We start from the raw sequence: 16,394 nt of genomic DNA, 5'->3' as shown, positions 1-16,394 counted from the left end.
GCAATGTTACCATACCTTCTTTTTGAAATCAGGAGACAACATGGACATCCGCTATCTTGGTGCAAGCAAACGCTATTCAGAAGCCGTCGTAGCCAACGGCTTGGTTTTCCTCTCCGGCATGGTTCCGGAAAATCCTGAAGCCGATGCCAAAGCGCAGACTGAAAATGTTTTGGCGCAAATCGATTCGTGGCTCGCGCAATGCCAATCCGATAAAGCCCATATTTTAGAAGCCACCATCTATCTGCCCGATATGAACGACTACGCCGCCATGAACGAAGCCTGGGATGCATGGACAGCCCCTGAACGCGCTCCGGCCCGCGCCTGCGTGGAAGCGAAACTGGCTTCGCCCGACTGGAAGGTTGAAATCAAAATCACCGCCCTTCAAATCAAATAAAACACAATCCTCAGGCCGTCTGAAAACGCAGCTTCAACCAAGTAAGCGCAGTTTTTCAGACGGCCTTTATTCTTTTGCGGTACAATACCGCCCTTAAATTTTTCTATTATTTCAAAGCACAAACAGCCATGTCCAAAAAAACCAAGCAAGAATTAGAAAACAACAAACTCAGCAAACGCCTGCGCCACGCCGTCGGCGATGCCATTAACGATTTCAACATGATCGAACCGGGCGACAAAATCATGGTCTGCCTTTCCGGCGGCAAAGACAGCTACGCCCTTTTAGACATTCTGCGCCAGCTTCAAGCCAGTGCGCCGATTGATTTTGAACTGGTCGCCGTCAATCTCGACCAAAAACAGCCGGGCTTCCCTGAAGAAGTATTGCCGACCTATCTCGAAAGCATCGGCGTTCCCTACAAAATCGTTGAAGAAGACACCTACTCCACCGTTAAACGCGTATTGGACGAAGGCAAAACGACTTGTTCGCTGTGCAGCCGCCTGCGCCGCGGCATCCTCTACCGCACCGCAAAAGAATTGGGCTGCACCAAAATCGCCTTGGGACACCACCGCGACGACATCCTCGCTACCATGTTCCTGAATATGTTTTACGGCGGCAAACTCAAAGCCATGCCGCCCAAGCTAGTGAGCGACAATGGCGAACACATTGTCATCCGTCCTCTGGCGTATGTCAAAGAGAAGGACTTGATCAAATACGCCGAGCTGAAGCAATTCCCAATTATTCCATGCAACCTCTGTGGCTCTCAGCCCAACCTGCAACGCCAAGTCATCGGCGACATGCTGCGCGATTGGGACAAACGCTTCCCCGGCCGTATCGAATCGATGTTCTCCGCCCTGCAAAACGTTGTTCCATCGCATTTGGCCGATACCGAACTCTTTGACTTTGTCGGCTTGGAACGCGGTCAGAGCCTGAAACATGGTGGCGACTTAGCGTTTGACAGCGAAAAAATGCCGGAACGTTTCTCCGACGGTAGCGAAGAAGACGAAAGCGAAATCAAAATCGAGCCGCAAAAAGCCGAACGCAAAGTCATCAATATTCTGGCAAACAAACCTAAAACCTGCGGTTTATAATTCCATTTAATTTTCAGACGGCCTTTCGGTAGCTATTTACCGAAAGGCCGTCTGAATATTCATATTTAAAATTTTTCTATTCTTTTTTATCTATTCTTTCCCTGACAAACCGTGCAGCAACAATCCCAATACGTCTTGCGGCAGCTTTTGCGGCGCGGCGGCATAAAGCGCGGTCAGTTGAGGATGGCGCATCAATATATCCGCCTGACGGATGAACAGGTCGATGAGTTCCACCGGCAAATCGGGCTGAATCAGGCGGCGTTGTTGCAGGGTGTGGAAGAAACCGCGCATAAAGGCGTATTTTTCTTCGTTCAATTCGTGGAAAAACCGCTCCAGCTCTAAATCGGTATTCTCTTCGATGTCGCGCAGGAAAACGGCGGAATAAAGCTCTTCAAATGATTGTTTTTGCAGGGAAAACACAGCCTCGGCAGCTTCGCGCAAGCTGCATTGCCGTTTAAGCAGATTTTCAAATTCGGCACGGACGTAGTTTTTCTGCTCGGTAACGATTGCCTGCAAGAGTGCGTTTTTACCGCTGTAATATTTGTAAAAAGTGACGCGGCTGACGGCGGCCTCGGTGCAGATTCCGCCCACGGATACGGCGGAAAAACCGTGTTCGCGGAACAGGCGGCGGGCGGTGTCGGCGATGGTTTGTTGTTTGCTGGCAGTCATGACGATAAGAAGATTTTGATTTTGTTCATAAAGGTTTTTCATTAAAGTTATCCGCAAGTCGGATGCTTATCATATTTCCCCACGGCGGCAATGGCAATATGGCGGCTTTCAGACGACCTCTTTCCTTATCCCTCCGCTCCGCCCTACGAATGAGGGCTATCGGATGCTTAGCAGGCCAAATTCATGAAGATTACAGAATCTGCCTCCTCCAACCTTCTCCCCAAAATAGGAGAGGGATTTTTTTTGGTCGATTCACAAGATAAGAGGGAAGTAAAGTGAATGATAAACACTTGCATTCCTGTTTCTTATTTCTTATACTTTACATTAATAGTTTATTTTATGTAAATGTGTAAACACAAATATTTGCATACTGACGGAGCAATTGGATTACCTGATGTTCAATCCACCCCGTCGTATGCCGTCTGAAAGGATAAGGAAATGCAGAAACACACCCTCCGCCGCCTCCCCCTATTGATTGCCGCCGCTTTCGCCTCCGAATGGATTTATGCCGCCGATGCGGTACAAGATGCGGAACAAGTGCAGTTGGAAGAAGTCGTCGTCACCGGCGAACGCACCAACCGCAGCGGCTTTGAAACTGCCACGTCCAACCGCGTTTTCACCACGCCGAATATCGACCGCAGCGGCCACAATCTTTCCGCAACCGACCTACTCAAACAGACCGTGAACACGGTGGACTTGGGCAGCGGTAACGATTTACCGACCGTGCGCGGCGTGGACGGCTCCGGCCCCGCCGTCGGCGCGGTGGCGTTTTTTGCGGGCACGCGGCCGCGCCTGAACCTGTCCATAGACGGCCGCTCCGCCACTTACAATGAATACGCCTTCGGCACGCAGTCGCTGTGGGATATGCAGCAAGTGGAAGTCTTGCGCGGGCCGCAAAGCCATGTGCGCGGGCAGAACGCGGTGGCGGGCGCGGTGGTGATGCGATCCAAAGACCCGACCGACGAATGGGAAGGCGCGCTGCGCTTGGGTTTGGGCAACCAGAAAACGCGCAACATCGCCGGCGTAGTGTCCGGTCCGATTGTGAAAAACAACCTTGCCTTCCGCTTGAGCGCGGAACGGCAGCAGCGCGAAAGCTATGAGCCGTTCGTGTCCTATGAGCCGACCGGCAACCCGCGCCGCGTGGAAAACAACAACGTGCGCTTCAAACTCCTGCTCACGCCCGAAAACCATCCCGATTTTTACAGCCGCCTGACACTGAACCATATCCGTTCGTGCGCTCCGCAAAACGAAATCATGGGCAACACCGCCAGCCGCCGTTTTTTAAAAGAAAAACCCGTGTTCGTAACCGGCTCGACATCAGGCATCTGGGACGTATCGTGGCAGCTTAACGACTATCTAAAACTGGAAAACAAACTGGTTTACGGCCGCTACCACAACGAGCGGCTGCACCTGCCGATGACCGTCAGCCCGCAAGGCGTACCCGCCGAACTCAAAGGCCGCGAACTGCAATGGGAGCCGGTATTGCATTTTTCAAACAAAGGCCGTCTGAAAGGCCTTGCCGGGCTGCACTACTTCCGCAGCAAACAAGACGAATGGGTGGATATCCGCAGCGTCGGCGGCCGCAATACCTTTGACGACCGCAACAGCGTGCGCGCCCTGTTTGCCGAAACCACATACAGCCCCAGCGAAAAATGGGACATCACGGCCGCCGCCCGCATTGAAAAAGAAACGCACAAACGAAGCGGCGGTAGCGGCGCACTGCACCTTGATTTAGACAAAGGCCAGACCGTGTTCCTGCCCAAAATCGATATCGCCTTCAAACCCACTGACCAATGGGTCAGCGGCATCAAAGCCGCGCGCGGCTACAACCCCGGCGGCGCGGGCATCACCTTCGGCCGCCCCGTCGTAACCTACACTTATGAACCCGAATATGTGAACAACTACGAGTGGTACACCCGCTGGCGCAGCGCAGACCGCCGCCTGCAACTCTCCGGCAACCTGTTTCTGAACCACTACCGCGACATGCAGCTCCCCTTCTATCTTGGCACCAACTCCGTCGTCATCCGCAACGCCAAAAAAGTTCATACCTACGGCGCGGAACTCGCCGCCGACTGGCAGGCGACCGACAGCCTGAAACTCACCACCGGACTGGGACTGCTCAACACCAAAATCAAAAGCTATCCCGACAGCGGCATCGAAGGCAACAAACTCGGCCGCGCGCCCAAATACACCGCCAACATCGGCGTGAAATACCTGAACGACAAAGGCTGGGAAGCCGGCGGCGACGTGCGCTTCTACGGCGGCTACTACTCCGCTGCCGACAATGCCGAATCAGGCAAAATCAGCGCATACAACCAAGTCAACCTCTACACCGCCTACAACTTCAAACAAGGCCGCGTCTCGCTCTACGCCGACAACGTGTTCAACCGCCGCCAACCCATATTCATTTCCAGCGCCGACCGCCAAGACGCGCTCTACCAACGCCCCAGAAGCGTAGGCGTGAGCGCGGAATGGAAGTTTTAAATGAAGCTGAAATGATGGAGGCCGTCTGAAAAAACATAGGTTGGACATTTATGCCCGACCTACCGTTTATTCCTCCAAAACACCCAAAGGAATCCCATGCACTACTTCACCCCCGCCAAAACCCTGCCCGAAGGCACCATCTACCTGACCGACCTGACCCACGTCGCCGACTTCGCCGACTGGCTGGCCGAATTCGAAACCCTGTTAAGCCAAAACTGCCGCTTCGCCACCGTCTGCACCCCGATGCGGCGGCAGGTGAGCGATGAACAGCGCATTGCCGATCGCAAAACCTACATCGAATGGATAAAGGCACATCGGCCGCAACTGTCCGAACGCTGCGCCGCCATGCTCCTTATCGAACCCAACGTGGCGCAGCTGGCGTTCTTCCGCGAACAATCGTCCAAACTCGGCCCCGCGCTGGGCGTGAACTACATCGTCGAAGCAGATGAAACAACCGCCCTGTTTCGCGCAGAAGAAGCATTGAAGGCCGTCTGAAAAGATACTAAACCTATTTAAATACAAATCAAGTATTGCCACCCAATATGTTCAGACGGCCTTGTCCCTTTATTTGCCTCATCTTCAAAAGAATCATGTGATGTCCGACAATCAGACTTCTCCAAACTCACGCGACTGGCTGCTGCTTATCGGCGGCAGCACTTACAAATTCACGCTAACCGGTTTTTATCTGGTCGCGCTGGTCGCTATTTTGAAAAATCACGGTTACAGCCTGAACCAACTGAGCTGGATTCATTTAATCGGCAGTATCGAAGCAGCGAAGGTATTGTTTGCCGCACTGATGGAGCGGCGGCCGGCGGGGCGGTTCGGGCGGTTTCGCAGCTGGCTGCTGGCGGCGACGCTGGGGCTTTCGGCAGTGTTCGGGCTGATGGCCTGTACCGACATAACGCAGAACTTCGCGCTGCTTTTGACCTGCTGCGTACTGCTCTCGGCGATGTCGGCGGTGTACGGCTGCGCGATGCTGGGTTTGTCGTGCATCGTCCTGCCGCACCGCGAACGCGGTTTCGGCGGCGTGATTCAGACGATGGCGGCGCGCGGTGGCAAGATGATCGGCGGTGCGCTGGTATTGTGGCTGTATCAGGAATACGGACAGACGGCGGCGGCCGGCTTTATGCTGGCGTTCAGCTTGCTGATGCTGCTGCAACTCTTGTACTACCGCGAGTCGGACAGCCCGACGGCGCAAGGCGGTTTGACGGCGTTAGCGAGGCGGCTGATTTCCTTTTGGCGGCAGCCTGAAACGGGCTGGCGGTGGCTGGTTTTGCTGTTTGCCGTTGCCGCACCATATGCGTTTATGGCGGCAACCTTTGTGCCCAAACTGGCAGATTTGGGCTTCAACCCGAAGCAGACGGGCGGGATTTTGGCGGTAGGTATTCCTGTTGCCTGCCTGATTGTAACGCCGCTGTCGGGCTGGTTTGCGCGCAATTATCCGCGCCGCAAACTCGTGTTCCTACTCTACGTGCTGCAACTGCCGCTTTTGGTGTCCATGACTGCCATCGATACGCTCGCCCGCGTCCACTCTTGGCTGCCCCCCGCGCAAATCATCGCCCTGAGCCTGAGCTACACGCTGCTGCTGCCGGTGATACTGGCGTTGGTGATGGACAAATCCGACCGCGCCACCGCCGTACTCGACAGCAGCCTGCAATTTTCCGTCGTCCTGCTCGGCAGTTACGCGGCCGGTTTTGCCGCCCTACGGCTGGCAAAGTCTATTGGTTATACAGATGCGTATTGGGTTGCAGTGTACTTGGCCGTATTGGTAGGCCTGCTTTTATATTTGAATAGAAATTTATTCAATCATTCGGATCGTGATTCACAATAATTCGCTTAGATATTTATTCATCGATTTTAATTGAGCGCGCCTCCGGATAATTTTTCATTTTATTGCACAATCTCTCATGAAAATATAACAAAACGTGCCCATAATACTGCCGTTATTACACTCTTAAATTCAAAAGGAACCTCATGACTGCTGTTCTCATCGTTCTCGGCTTGATCGCCATTGTTGTCGGTATTTTAGGCACTATTTATCCTGCCTTGCCCGGATTGGGTTTGATGTTTGGTGGTGCATGGCTGTTGGGTTATGCCGGCGATTATCAAGTGTTTGGCTCGGGTACGCTGACATTTTTGGCCATCGTTGCCGTATTCGGTACTGCGATGGACTATGTGGCGGGTGCGTTGGGTGCAAAATATACCGGCGCAAGTAAAACCGCGGTTTGGGGTGCATTTATCGGCGGCATCGTCGGCGCATTCTTCTCCATTCCCGGCTTGTTGCTCGGCCCGTTGACCGGTGCGGCCATCGGCGAATTTATCGCACGCAAAGACACTTGGCAGGCAGGCAAAGTCGGTATCGGTACGTTTATCGGCTTCATCATCGGCACAGTAGCCAAAATCGGCTGTGCCTTGACCATTGCACTGACCATCCTGTTTGTTTGGTTGGCCTCGTTGTTCTAAGACAAAACATTAAAGGCCGTCTGAATTTCAAGCATTCAGACGGCCTTTTTATTTCGCTATTTATTTACCGCAACAGGCTTTGTATTTTTTACCGCTGCCACAAGGGCAAGGATCGTTGCGCCCCACTTTTTCGCCTTCACGGCGTACGGTTTGAGGTTTATTGATGATGGACTGCCAATACCAGTAAATATCAAGCAGGACATGCGGCAAATCAGATTCCAGCTGGGTCAACTCTTTTTCATTCAGATGTAAAATAACTTCGCCGTTTTCCTCTTCGTCGTAGATGCCCCCCAAAGCCATGATCGGATAGAACAAATCTTCAAACTCTTCCTGATCGACTGCTTCAAACCAATCGGTAGGCACAATATCCAATGCGTAAAGGTAGGCGTTACACCAAGTGTAAAAATCCGGATTGCCGGCTTCATCTTCATAAAACCACAAATCAGGCAGAATTTTTTCGTTGAGCTTCATGCGCATATCGGCGGCCATTGCCATCACCAAACGCTCGATTTCAGTGCGCTCTTTGGCATCAAACAAAGATTCTTCACCTAAAATCTCAGGCAGCCAGTTGGTCGGATTCAAAGCATCCGGACCGCTCAATAAAGCCATCATAAAACCTTGAACTTCATCACAACGCATGGTGTTGTGGGCTTCGGATTTGGCATCCAACAATTCCATCAAGCGGCTGCGTGCCGCTTCATCAAAAGTCAGTATTTGCATTTTTGTTCCTTAAAATAAAATCGTATTATTGTTTTCAGACGGCCTGAGCATGGATACGCTGCCGCATTTGTTCAAACAGACAAACCGTTGCTGCCATCGCGACATTCAGGGATTCGGTTTGCCCCAACATGGGAATTTTGACACAGGCATCGGCCTTCTCTTTTACCCTTTCGCTCACGCCGCTGCCTTCGTTGCCAAATACCCAAGCACAAGGTTGACTGAGGTTCATTTCATACAAACCGATATTGCGCCCGCCCAAGGCGGTTGCCCAAATTTGATGCTGATACGTTTCTATCCAAGCGGATAATTCCACTCGGCTGAAAATAGACAGCAGAAAATGCGCGCCCATCCCCGCTCGTAACACTTTAGGCGACCAGATATCCACGGAATCATTGCCGCACACAATTTGCTTGACTCCTGCCGCCGCCGCGCTGCGCAAAATTGTGCCTGCATTACCGGGGTCTTGTACCCGCTCCAATACCACACAATCGCCGTCTGAAGGTAAACCTGCCTGCTGCGGAATATCAATCCAAGTCATCACATCATCGGCATCGGTCAGGCTGGTGATTTTAGACAGTGCTTCGTTACCAACCCAAGTAATCAATCCCTCATCCAACTGCGCCGTCATGTCTTGAATTTCAGGATGTTGCTGTTTCTTTTCAGGCAGATAAACCTGTTTGGGCGTACCGCCGCTTTGCAAATAAGTTTGCAGCAGATGTACGCCTTCCAATACGGTTTCACCGCTTTCACGCCTTGCTTTGGCCTGCGTCAGCAGACGGAATAAATGTTTGAGCTGTTCGTTTTGAGCAGAGGTAATCAATTTCATGGAGCGCATTATAACTGTTTTGACTTCGTTGAAGCTATGCTTTCAGACGGCCTGACGGTTTTGCTACGAAAATAAAAAACCCTTGCAATGAAGCAAGGGTTTCACATAATTTCATTTTTTACTGTACAACAGTCTGCTGCTCATGTTGCTGCTCGGTACGGACAGTCGGACGGTTTTCAAGTTTACCGTCTTTTGCCGCATTCGGCACAACAGTCTCGCCAGGCTCTGAAGCTGCTTTATCACTAGGTGTACCGCTCACTGGAATGATATTTTGGGCAGGCTGAGTAATAGACTTCTCTGCAACCGGCAGAGTGTCACGAGAAGTTTGCGGCGTAAACTGCCATGCCGTCACAGCAATGGCACACACGCTGGCAACGGCTGCGAAGAATTTGAAGAAGCCGCTATTGGCCGCTTCACGCTGAGCATATTTTTCCTGTTTGCCTTCAGCTTCGGCTTGAGGCACTGTAAATGCTTTGCTTTGCATGCTTTCATCAGCCACCTTTACCGCCGCGCCCTGACGGATACAGTCGCCGATAATGTGGTACTCATGCCAAGCGCGCATGGCTTCTTCGTCTGCCAATACGGCATCCAGCATCTCATCAGTCAATGCTTCACCGTCCATCAATGCAGACACATACTCCAATGCTTTATTTGTTTTTTCGTTCATTTTTATTACCACCTTTGATCTTCAGAAGTATCCAACAGCGGCCGCAAATCTTTTGCAATCAGTTCACGCGCTCTGAAAATACGCGAACGTACAGTACCTATCGGACAATCCACTACCCGAGCTATTTCTTCATAAGACAAGCCATCCATTTCCCTAAGCGTAATGGCTTGACGCATATCGTCTGGCAGTTGCGCAATGCTTGCTTCGACGGTCTGCAAGATTTCCCGATTCATCATTTCAGCTTCCGGCGTATGGTAATCCGCAATCTGATCGGTTAAATCAAGAACATCTCCCTCCTCATTGGCTGCTTCCGAGCTGACAAAAAACTGGCGACCCGAAGTGGTCAGAAAATTCTTTGCCGTATTGATACCGATACGGTACAGCCACGTATAAAATGCACTCTCACCTCGAAAATTAACCAGCGCACGATAAGCCCTAATCATTGCCTCTTGGGTTACATCGTGCACTTCATGCTCATCCTGAATAAAACGGGAAATCAGTCTGTTTAGCCGACGCTGATACTTGGACATCAGCATCTCGAATGCCTTATGGTCACCTTTCTGCGCGCGCTCCACCAAAACTTGATCTATTTGGCGATCGTTCATACCCAACCTTTAATCGTTTTACTGCTTTAAACCAAAAAATAGTAAAGCGTGCTGTGCACAATAAAGACAGCATCGCTTTGAAATAGTTCCACAAGATTACATTTAATCGCAAAAGTTTATTCGTGCAGATGCTCTAACATAAGCTGTATTGCTTATTATATATACACTTAGCACAAGTAGTTAAATTACTAATACTTACTAAATTTACAGTTAGTCTCTTTGCTTTTCTGCTATATATTTGACCAACTTTTCATGAACAGGCAGATAGCCTTCCCCTATTTGAACATCGCTTCCCACCCGAAGATTAACAACAGCAAGGCACTTGTTGCCCATACTTAGGATAATCGGCCAATATTTACGGACGAGTGGCACAATATGACACTCTTGCAATAGTTTTTCGACTGATTTTTCCCTCTGTCCCGACTGAATCACATCACTTTTGGCCACACTTCTAAGTACCGCCGGCTTCTCCAACTCCTCTTCCGACAAACCTCCCTTAAACGGTAATAAAACAAAACCATTTTCGAGCAAAATATCTTTCAGACGGCCTTGAACTTCCCTGCCATTACACCAAGGCAGTTTTTGAAACTCACTTTCCTGACAAACAAACAGCTTGTCCCGATATGCGACCAGTTCCCCATCTGGCAAATTCAACTGCGCCTGATCAGCGGTTTCCAATACTCGGGCAAAATCGACAATACTGTGATAAGAAGGCAATGATTCCGTTTGCTTTCGCAAAAAATACCAAAGCAGCCGACGACGCAAAAGCGGCGTACATTGTCGCCACAGACTGATGCTGAATATTCCGTTTGGACTGATGCGCTGGTATTCAGACTCAATCAATTCATCTAAAAGCTGCAAATCTTCCTGCAATAATCGAACATTGGCACAAATTTGCTGCTCAAAATTCGGAATACGCTGCTGCCATTGCGGTAAAGCCTGATTTCTCATCCAATTGCGTAAATAGCCGGAGTCTTCATTACTTTCGTCTTCGACAAAAGACAGCCCCCACTGTTGCGCATACTCAGCCAGTTCCTGACGGAAAAATGCCAAAAGCGGCCGCCAAATTTGAATCTCTTCATTTAAATCACGCCATACCGGCATGGCCGCCATACCGCGCAATCCGCCACCGCGCACAGCCGACAGCATAAATGTTTCGATTTGATCATTGCGGTGATGTGCCAAAACAATAATTTTCTTCAGGCCGTCTGAAAATGCCTGATATCGGGCAGCCCTAGCCGCCGCTTCCAAACCTTTTTCTTGTTTTTCCACATTGACACGGCACACCCGCAAGGCAACATTCAGACGCTGACAATAATCCTGACAAAATTTTGCCCAACTGTCGGCATTGGTGCTTAAACCATGATGAACATGGACGGCACGCAAATCAAAACGGCGGAATTCGCGCATCCGGTGCAAAAGATGCAATAGGACGACAGAATCCAATCCGCCACTCAAGCCAACTTCAAAAACAGTATAGCTCGGCAAATCAGGAAAAGCTGCTTGAAAACTTTTAAATAGGGGATCAGGGGATACTTGCGACATTTCAGACGGCCTGAAATTGTGAATTACTCAAAAATAGAACACAAAAAAAGCAAGCAGCGACGGCATCTGCTTGCTTCTTCAACAGTCAAACTTATTTATCGGTAAATTTACCGTAAGCCATGATGCGGTCGAAACGGCGGGAAAGCAAGTCAGGCATAGTCATGCTTTGCGCTTCGCTTAATTGCTGTTCCAAAACGGTTTTGACGTTTTTCATCGTGGTTTCAAAATCACGGTGTGCGCCGCCCAAAGGCTCATCAATTACTTTATCGATGACATCCAACTCTTGCAGGCGTTTGGCGGTAATACCCAATGCTTGCGCGGCATCCGCTGCTTTTTCAGCGGTTTTCCAAAGAATAGAGGCGCAACCTTCGGGAGAAATCACCGAATAAGTCGAATATTGCAGCATATTGACGTAGTCACCGACAGCCACTGCCAACGCACCACCCGAACCGCCTTCGCCAATGATGGTGCACAATACCGGCACATGCAGGCGGGTCAGTTCGTACAAATTACGGCCGATGGCTTCAGACTGGCCGCGTTCTTCTGCACCAATGCCCGGATACGCACCCGGGGTATCGACAAAGGTCATGACCGGAATATTGAATTTTTCGGCAGTCTGCATCAAGCGCAGCGCTTTACGGTAACCCTCTGGACGCGGCATACCGAAATTTCGGCGGATTTTTTCTTTGGTATCGCGACCTTTCTGATGGCCGATAACCATCACGCTTTGGCCGTTGAAACGAGCCAAACCGCCGACAATGGCATGATCGTCAGAATAATGGCGATCGCCGTGCAACTCTTCAAAATCAGTAAAAATACCGTTGATGTAGTCTAAAGTATAAGGACGTTGCGGATGACGGGACACTTGTGAAATTTGAGCCGGAGTCAGCTTGCTGAAAATCGACTTGGTCAACTCGCTGCTTTTCTTTTGCAGTCTGGCAATCTCGTCGGAAATATCAACGGCAGATTCGTCTTGTACGAATCGCAACTCGTCGATTTTATTGGTTAATTCGGCGATGGGTTGTTCGAAGTCCAAAAAAACGGGTTTCATAAAACAAAGCTCTCGGTAACGGTTGCTGACATGATACGCTAATCAGACGTATTTGACAGCATTTCTCAAAGGGAAACTGCCATCTTTTGCAATAAAAAATCTTTCAGACGGCCTTTAACAAAGAAATAGTATATCTGCACTAAACGAATGAAGTGCCGTATCTTATGATAAACTTCAATTCAGTTCAATCATTTCAAACAGGCTATGAAAAACGATCATGACAATTCGTCCATGCGCTTGGACAAATGGCTGTGGGCCGCGCGCTTTTTCAAGACCCGCGCGCTGGCACAAAAACATATTGAGCTGGGCAGGGTTTTGGTAAACGGCTCGAAGGTGAAAAACAGCAAAAATATTTCTGCCGGCGACACCATCGACATGACTTTGAACTCCCTACCCTATAAATTCAAAGTTGCCGCGCTCAATCATCAACGCCGCCCGGCACCGGAAGCGCGTTTACTCTACGAAGAAGACATGAAAACGGCTGCCGAACGCGAAGCTCAAAAACAGCTCGACCAGGCCAGCCGCATCAGTGCCGCTTATCCGGACGGACGCCCAACCAAACGCGACCGCCGTCAGCTTGACCGTATGAAGCGCGATAGCTGGTAAAGCGTTTCATCCATTGTTTCAGACGGCTCCATATCCATGCCGTCTGAAAACCAAAAACAGGCAGGACATCCTGCCTGTTTTTATTTGTGATGATTAAAATTTATATTCTAACTGACCACGGATAACGTTTACGTCCTGCTTATCCGTGCCGACGGTAGGCGTAACCTGTTTGCCGGCCAAATAGAAGCCTTTGAGTTTCCAGTTTTTCCAAGGGATATAGGTCGCACCGATTTGCACGCCTTGGACGTTTTTGCTGTAATCCTCAACAGAAGAGACACCGGACAATGAACCGACACGGCGGTAGTTCAAGAATACATCGTAAGAATTGCGGACGTTCCAGTCGGCTGATTTATAGCGCACTTCCGTGAACACGCCATCATTTTTGATTTTTTGGCCGGCATCATTATAGGCTTTGATATTGGACTTGCTGACTGCAGCCATCCAATGCCAATCGTCATTAAACTTGATGTCCGTACCGATTTCTCCGAAGACCGCATTTTTCTTCGCACCGCGTACATCGATGTCTTTCATGTAGCTGACGGTTGCGCCGACGTTGATATTCTCATTCACAGGCAACATGCTTTGAACCGCGGCAAAATGTCTGCGGCGGCCGCCAATGCCCCATGCGTTGTCGTTCAGATTGCCAGTACGGCGGCCCGCATAGATTTTGGTAGGCAGGGTTTTATTGTCGAAGAAGATTTCGCCGCCGGTTACTTCGGTATCCCATACGCGACCGTATGAAGAGAACGCGCCAAATTTACCGACACGCGCTTTAATGTTGTTGTACAAAGTACCTTCGGCATACAGTTTATTCACCGGCACATCATGATCACCGTTGAACTTACCGGTTTCCAAATCAATATTCGGCTCGATTTGCGCAACCAATTTCCAATCTTTATACAGTTTTGCGCGTAACCAAAACTCTGCATTAAAATTGGTATTGGTGTCTTCAGGCGTCGGATTGATGCTGCTGTTGTTGGCATTGATGTCTTTGGTATCCGCACGTACGCGCAAGCCACCATTCACAGTCAACAAATCATTGAAAATGCTGATTTTATCGTCATCTTTGCGAATAATACTGCCAGAATTGACATAATCGTTGGTGGTGGCCAAAGCCACCGCATCACGTCCGCCATCAGCATTTTCTGCTAAAGAATAAGACGATGAAGCCAATAAAATACAGGTTGCAATCAGTTTGGTTTGAAATTTCATGCCGACTCTCCAAAAGAAGATATTGAAAGTGAAGTATTCGATAAAGCGTACAAAATTATGAATTTTGTATAAATTATTCATTTTATTTACTAATTATTTTTATCGTATGTAAATTAGTGTAATCAGTCAAGCAGATTTAAACGCTTTATCCTCTTTCAGACGGCCTCTTGATTCAGGTCAAACGGAAGCCTGCTCATCAGGCTCTTCAAACTGCCATTTCAAGGCATCGGCCAATGCCGTCCTGCGTTTTTGATGGCATCCCACAGCCTGACACAATTCCTCCGCATTTCCCCAAAACACAAAACGTTCACGCGCGCGGGTAATGGCTGTGTAAAGCAAAGCCTTATCTAAACCTCGAGCCTCTTCTTCACTCTCCGTCGTTGCAGGCACTGACGGAGGTAACAGCCATACTTCCCGATATTCCGAACCTTGGCTCTTGTGCACAGTCATAGCAAAAGCCGATTCAAAATCCGGCAAACGGCTGATGGCAATTTTTTTGAATCCATCTTTCTCAGGAAAATAGGCAGACAAGCCATTCAACGATTCTTCATCTTTCATAATCAGCCCGATGTCGCCGTTAAACACTTCCAGCATGTAATCATTGTGCGTAATCATGATGATTTGTCCGGCAAACCAAGGCATTTCGCCCAAAACTTTTCCTTGTCGTTGCAGGTATTCTTGATAAGCCTGATTCAAATCATCCGCATCCTGCCGCCAAGCTGCCAATACCACCACATCGGCAGCATGACCATAGGCAAGTGCAACATTATTCTCTGTCACGGCCTGCCAATAATCCTGTTGCTTTTGATACAGTAAAGCAACCTGCTCTTTCAGACGGCCTGGTTTCATTTCCAATTCTTTGGGGAACTTGTCAAACTGTTCGACCGCAGTTTGCTTTTCCCCGGACACCACCGCCCTTGCCAAACAGCCGATACCGCTGTCTGCACCAAAACGGTGACTGAACGTCAATTTGGCATTGTTTTGTGATAAAGCCTGTGGCTGCCCTTTTATCTCAAAGCCATGATTGGGCAGGTACACTTCCAGCTTTTCAGCGGTTTCTTTATCCAAAGCCGTTGGACGCGACAATGCCGCCAATACGGCTCCTAACCCAACCGACGGCAACTGGTTTTCATCGCCAAGCAACACCAAACGACAACCGGTCGGCACGGCGCGCAATAAATCCAATACCAGCGGCAAATCCAACATCGAAGCCTCATCCACCACCAAAACATCCAATGCAAGCGGATATTCATGATTGAACGCAGGGCGCATTTGCGGCGGACGCAGTTTCAACAAACGATGGACAGTCTGCCCTTCCAAGTTTTCCAGATGCGCTTTGACGCTCGGAGACAAATCAAAACCGTCCAAAGCACGTTGCAAAGCCCGTGCCATATGCGCAGCCGCTTTGCCCGTCGGTGCCGCCAACGCGATACGGGGCAACTTCGTACTGTTATTACAAATCAGGCCCAAAAGCTTTGCGACGGTTGTCGTCTTACCCGTACCCGGCCCGCCGGTAATCAACATAAAGTTTTGCAGCAAGGCCAAAGCCGCAGCATCCCTCTGCTCTTTACTGTCTTTAGGATCAAACCAATCACTCAGGCTTTTTGAAGCCGCCATGAAATTCACTTCTTCCGCCTCGGCACTGGCCAGCCGTTTGATTTCGACAGCCAAATCATGCTCCAACTGCCACATCCGCCCTAAAAACAATTTCCTGCCTTGCAGGATAAGCGGTTTATCCGCATTGCCGACTAAATTCGGCAAATTGCTTAAGGCATCGACATCCGCTTTATCCAAGTAAATAAACGAATGCCCGTTTTGCAAGGCTGCAAACAGTCGAACCACATAAGGCTCAATAACGGATGCGCCCTGTACTTCGTGGCGGCGGAAAAACGCTATGGCCGCATCTGCGGCAGAGGAAAGGATAGAGTCGGTCGGGTTCATGGCTCAGGATTGATGGATACGGAAAAAGAAAGGCCGTCTGAAAAACAGTGTTTCCATAAATGAAAACCTATTTTTCAGACGGCCTCTATTATACCGTTCAAAGCATAAAATATTTGCCTGAAA

The 16,394-nt window shown here is 49.7% G+C and carries 16 protein-coding genes; 7 read left to right on the top strand and 9 right to left on the bottom strand.

Annotated features, from left to right (window positions below; all coding sequences use genetic code 11):
* Positions 1-40 precede the first annotated feature (40 nt).
* Together DBY95_RS01915 and ttcA are read left to right on the top strand one after the other, a co-directional pair.
* Positions 41-394, top strand: coding sequence for a RidA family protein (locus DBY95_RS01915; RefSeq protein WP_003683286.1), 354 nt, complete (start codon positions 41-43; stop codon positions 392-394).
* A 128-nt stretch (positions 395-522) separates the two neighbouring features.
* The gene (gene ttcA / locus DBY95_RS01910) at positions 523-1,482 is read left to right on the top strand and encodes a tRNA 2-thiocytidine(32) synthetase TtcA (protein WP_004519719.1); all 960 of its coding nucleotides are present in this window, start codon (positions 523-525) and stop codon (positions 1,480-1,482) included.
* A 90-nt stretch (positions 1,483-1,572) separates the two neighbouring features.
* Here the strand turns inward: ttcA and DBY95_RS01905 are convergent, their stop codons facing one another.
* Complete coding sequence (locus DBY95_RS01905; RefSeq protein ID WP_107723189.1) at positions 1,573-2,193, bottom strand: TetR/AcrR family transcriptional regulator; 621 nt, start codon at positions 2,191-2,193, stop codon at positions 1,573-1,575.
* A 396-nt stretch (positions 2,194-2,589) separates the two neighbouring features.
* Between DBY95_RS01905 and DBY95_RS01900 the strand changes: the two genes are divergently transcribed.
* The 4 genes from DBY95_RS01900 (at position 2,590) to DBY95_RS01885 (ending at position 7,098) form a co-directional block, all read left to right on the top strand.
* Positions 2,590-4,635, top strand: a complete 2,046-nt coding sequence (locus tag DBY95_RS01900) for a TonB-dependent receptor (protein WP_107723188.1) — start codon at positions 2,590-2,592, stop codon at positions 4,633-4,635.
* 96 nt (positions 4,636-4,731) lie between these two features.
* Positions 4,732-5,130, top strand: coding sequence for an extensin (locus DBY95_RS01895; RefSeq protein ID WP_107723187.1), 399 nt, complete (start codon positions 4,732-4,734; stop codon positions 5,128-5,130).
* 100 nt (positions 5,131-5,230) lie between these two features.
* Positions 5,231-6,466, top strand: a complete 1,236-nt coding sequence (locus tag DBY95_RS01890) for an MFS transporter (RefSeq protein ID WP_107723186.1) — start codon at positions 5,231-5,233, stop codon at positions 6,464-6,466.
* 143 nt (positions 6,467-6,609) lie between these two features.
* Positions 6,610-7,098, top strand: coding sequence for a DUF456 domain-containing protein (locus DBY95_RS01885; RefSeq protein ID WP_049333782.1), 489 nt, complete (start codon positions 6,610-6,612; stop codon positions 7,096-7,098).
* A 60-nt stretch (positions 7,099-7,158) separates the two neighbouring features.
* On the opposite strand, the gene DBY95_RS01880 is transcribed toward DBY95_RS01885, so the two are convergent.
* From DBY95_RS01880 to DBY95_RS01855, 6 genes are all read right to left on the bottom strand, one after another.
* Positions 7,159-7,818: a YecA family protein gene (locus DBY95_RS01880; protein ID WP_107723185.1), complete on the bottom strand. Its 660-nt coding sequence runs from the start codon at positions 7,816-7,818 to the stop codon at positions 7,159-7,161.
* Between the two features lie 34 nt (positions 7,819-7,852).
* The gene (locus tag DBY95_RS01875; RefSeq protein ID WP_107723658.1) at positions 7,853-8,644 is read right to left on the bottom strand and encodes a TrmH family RNA methyltransferase; all 792 of its coding nucleotides are present in this window, start codon (positions 8,642-8,644) and stop codon (positions 7,853-7,855) included.
* A 118-nt stretch (positions 8,645-8,762) separates the two neighbouring features.
* A complete protein-coding gene (locus tag DBY95_RS01870) occupies positions 8,763-9,311 on the bottom strand; it encodes a sigma-E factor negative regulatory protein (protein ID WP_107723184.1) in 549 nt (182 codons plus the stop codon).
* Between the two features lie 5 nt (positions 9,312-9,316).
* Complete coding sequence (rpoE, locus tag DBY95_RS01865; protein WP_004519728.1) at positions 9,317-9,916, bottom strand: RNA polymerase sigma factor RpoE; 600 nt, start codon at positions 9,914-9,916, stop codon at positions 9,317-9,319.
* 210 nt (positions 9,917-10,126) lie between these two features.
* Positions 10,127-11,461, bottom strand: coding sequence for a tRNA lysidine(34) synthetase TilS (gene tilS, locus DBY95_RS01860; protein ID WP_107723183.1), 1,335 nt, complete (start codon positions 11,459-11,461; stop codon positions 10,127-10,129).
* Between the two features lie 91 nt (positions 11,462-11,552).
* Positions 11,553-12,512: an acetyl-CoA carboxylase carboxyltransferase subunit alpha gene (locus DBY95_RS01855; protein ID WP_049333774.1), complete on the bottom strand. Its 960-nt coding sequence runs from the start codon at positions 12,510-12,512 to the stop codon at positions 11,553-11,555.
* A 204-nt stretch (positions 12,513-12,716) separates the two neighbouring features.
* Between DBY95_RS01855 and DBY95_RS01850 the strand changes: the two genes are divergently transcribed.
* Positions 12,717-13,118, top strand: coding sequence for an RNA-binding S4 domain-containing protein (locus DBY95_RS01850; protein ID WP_003679090.1), 402 nt, complete (start codon positions 12,717-12,719; stop codon positions 13,116-13,118).
* A 93-nt stretch (positions 13,119-13,211) separates the two neighbouring features.
* Here DBY95_RS01850 and DBY95_RS01845 read toward each other — a convergent pair whose 3' ends face one another.
* Positions 13,212-14,411, bottom strand: coding sequence for a hypothetical protein (locus DBY95_RS01845; RefSeq protein ID WP_107723182.1), 1,200 nt, complete (start codon positions 14,409-14,411; stop codon positions 13,212-13,214).
* Between the two features lie 96 nt (positions 14,412-14,507).
* Positions 14,508-16,271 carry an exodeoxyribonuclease V subunit alpha gene (gene recD / locus DBY95_RS01840; protein ID WP_107723181.1) on the bottom strand — a complete coding sequence of 588 codons (1,764 nt, stop codon included), beginning with the start codon at positions 16,269-16,271 and terminating at the stop codon, positions 14,508-14,510.
* Positions 16,272-16,394 lie beyond the last annotated feature (123 nt).

It is taken from the genome of Neisseria subflava (assembly GCF_003044935.1).
In the GTDB taxonomy this organism is placed as follows: Bacteria; Pseudomonadota; Gammaproteobacteria; order Burkholderiales; family Neisseriaceae; genus Neisseria; species Neisseria subflava_E.
This window is presented reverse-complemented; position numbering and strand designations above follow the sequence as displayed.

What these genes read in the sequence shown, in the direction of transcription:
- DBY95_RS01845 (WP_107723182.1), bottom strand. Translation starts at nt 14,411, where the DNA reads ATGAATAATTTATACAAAATTCATAATTTTGTACGCTTTATCGAATAC.
- DBY95_RS01885 (WP_049333782.1), top strand. Translation starts at nt 6,610, where the DNA reads ATGACTGCTGTTCTCATCGTTCTCGGCTTGATCGCCATTGTTGTCGGT.
- DBY95_RS01880 (WP_107723185.1), bottom strand. Translation starts at nt 7,818, where the DNA reads ATGCAAATACTGACTTTTGATGAAGCGGCACGCAGCCGCTTGATGGAA.
- DBY95_RS01875 (WP_107723658.1), bottom strand. Translation starts at nt 8,644, where the DNA reads ATGAAATTGATTACCTCTGCTCAAAACGAACAGCTCAAACATTTATTC.
- ttcA (WP_004519719.1), top strand. Translation starts at nt 523, where the DNA reads ATGTCCAAAAAAACCAAGCAAGAATTAGAAAACAACAAACTCAGCAAA.
- DBY95_RS01895 (WP_107723187.1), top strand. Translation starts at nt 4,732, where the DNA reads ATGCACTACTTCACCCCCGCCAAAACCCTGCCCGAAGGCACCATCTAC.
- DBY95_RS01890 (WP_107723186.1), top strand. Translation starts at nt 5,231, where the DNA reads ATGTCCGACAATCAGACTTCTCCAAACTCACGCGACTGGCTGCTGCTT.
- recD (WP_107723181.1), bottom strand. Translation starts at nt 16,271, where the DNA reads ATGAACCCGACCGACTCTATCCTTTCCTCTGCCGCAGATGCGGCCATA.
- DBY95_RS01850 (WP_003679090.1), top strand. Translation starts at nt 12,717, where the DNA reads ATGAAAAACGATCATGACAATTCGTCCATGCGCTTGGACAAATGGCTG.
- rpoE (WP_004519728.1), bottom strand. Translation starts at nt 9,916, where the DNA reads ATGAACGATCGCCAAATAGATCAAGTTTTGGTGGAGCGCGCGCAGAAA.
- DBY95_RS01855 (WP_049333774.1), bottom strand. Translation starts at nt 12,512, where the DNA reads ATGAAACCCGTTTTTTTGGACTTCGAACAACCCATCGCCGAATTAACC.
- DBY95_RS01915 (WP_003683286.1), top strand. Translation starts at nt 41, where the DNA reads ATGGACATCCGCTATCTTGGTGCAAGCAAACGCTATTCAGAAGCCGTC.
- DBY95_RS01905 (WP_107723189.1), bottom strand. Translation starts at nt 2,193, where the DNA reads ATGAAAAACCTTTATGAACAAAATCAAAATCTTCTTATCGTCATGACT.
- tilS (WP_107723183.1), bottom strand. Translation starts at nt 11,461, where the DNA reads ATGTCGCAAGTATCCCCTGATCCCCTATTTAAAAGTTTTCAAGCAGCT.
- DBY95_RS01900 (WP_107723188.1), top strand. Translation starts at nt 2,590, where the DNA reads ATGCAGAAACACACCCTCCGCCGCCTCCCCCTATTGATTGCCGCCGCT.
- DBY95_RS01870 (WP_107723184.1), bottom strand. Translation starts at nt 9,311, where the DNA reads ATGAACGAAAAAACAAATAAAGCATTGGAGTATGTGTCTGCATTGATG.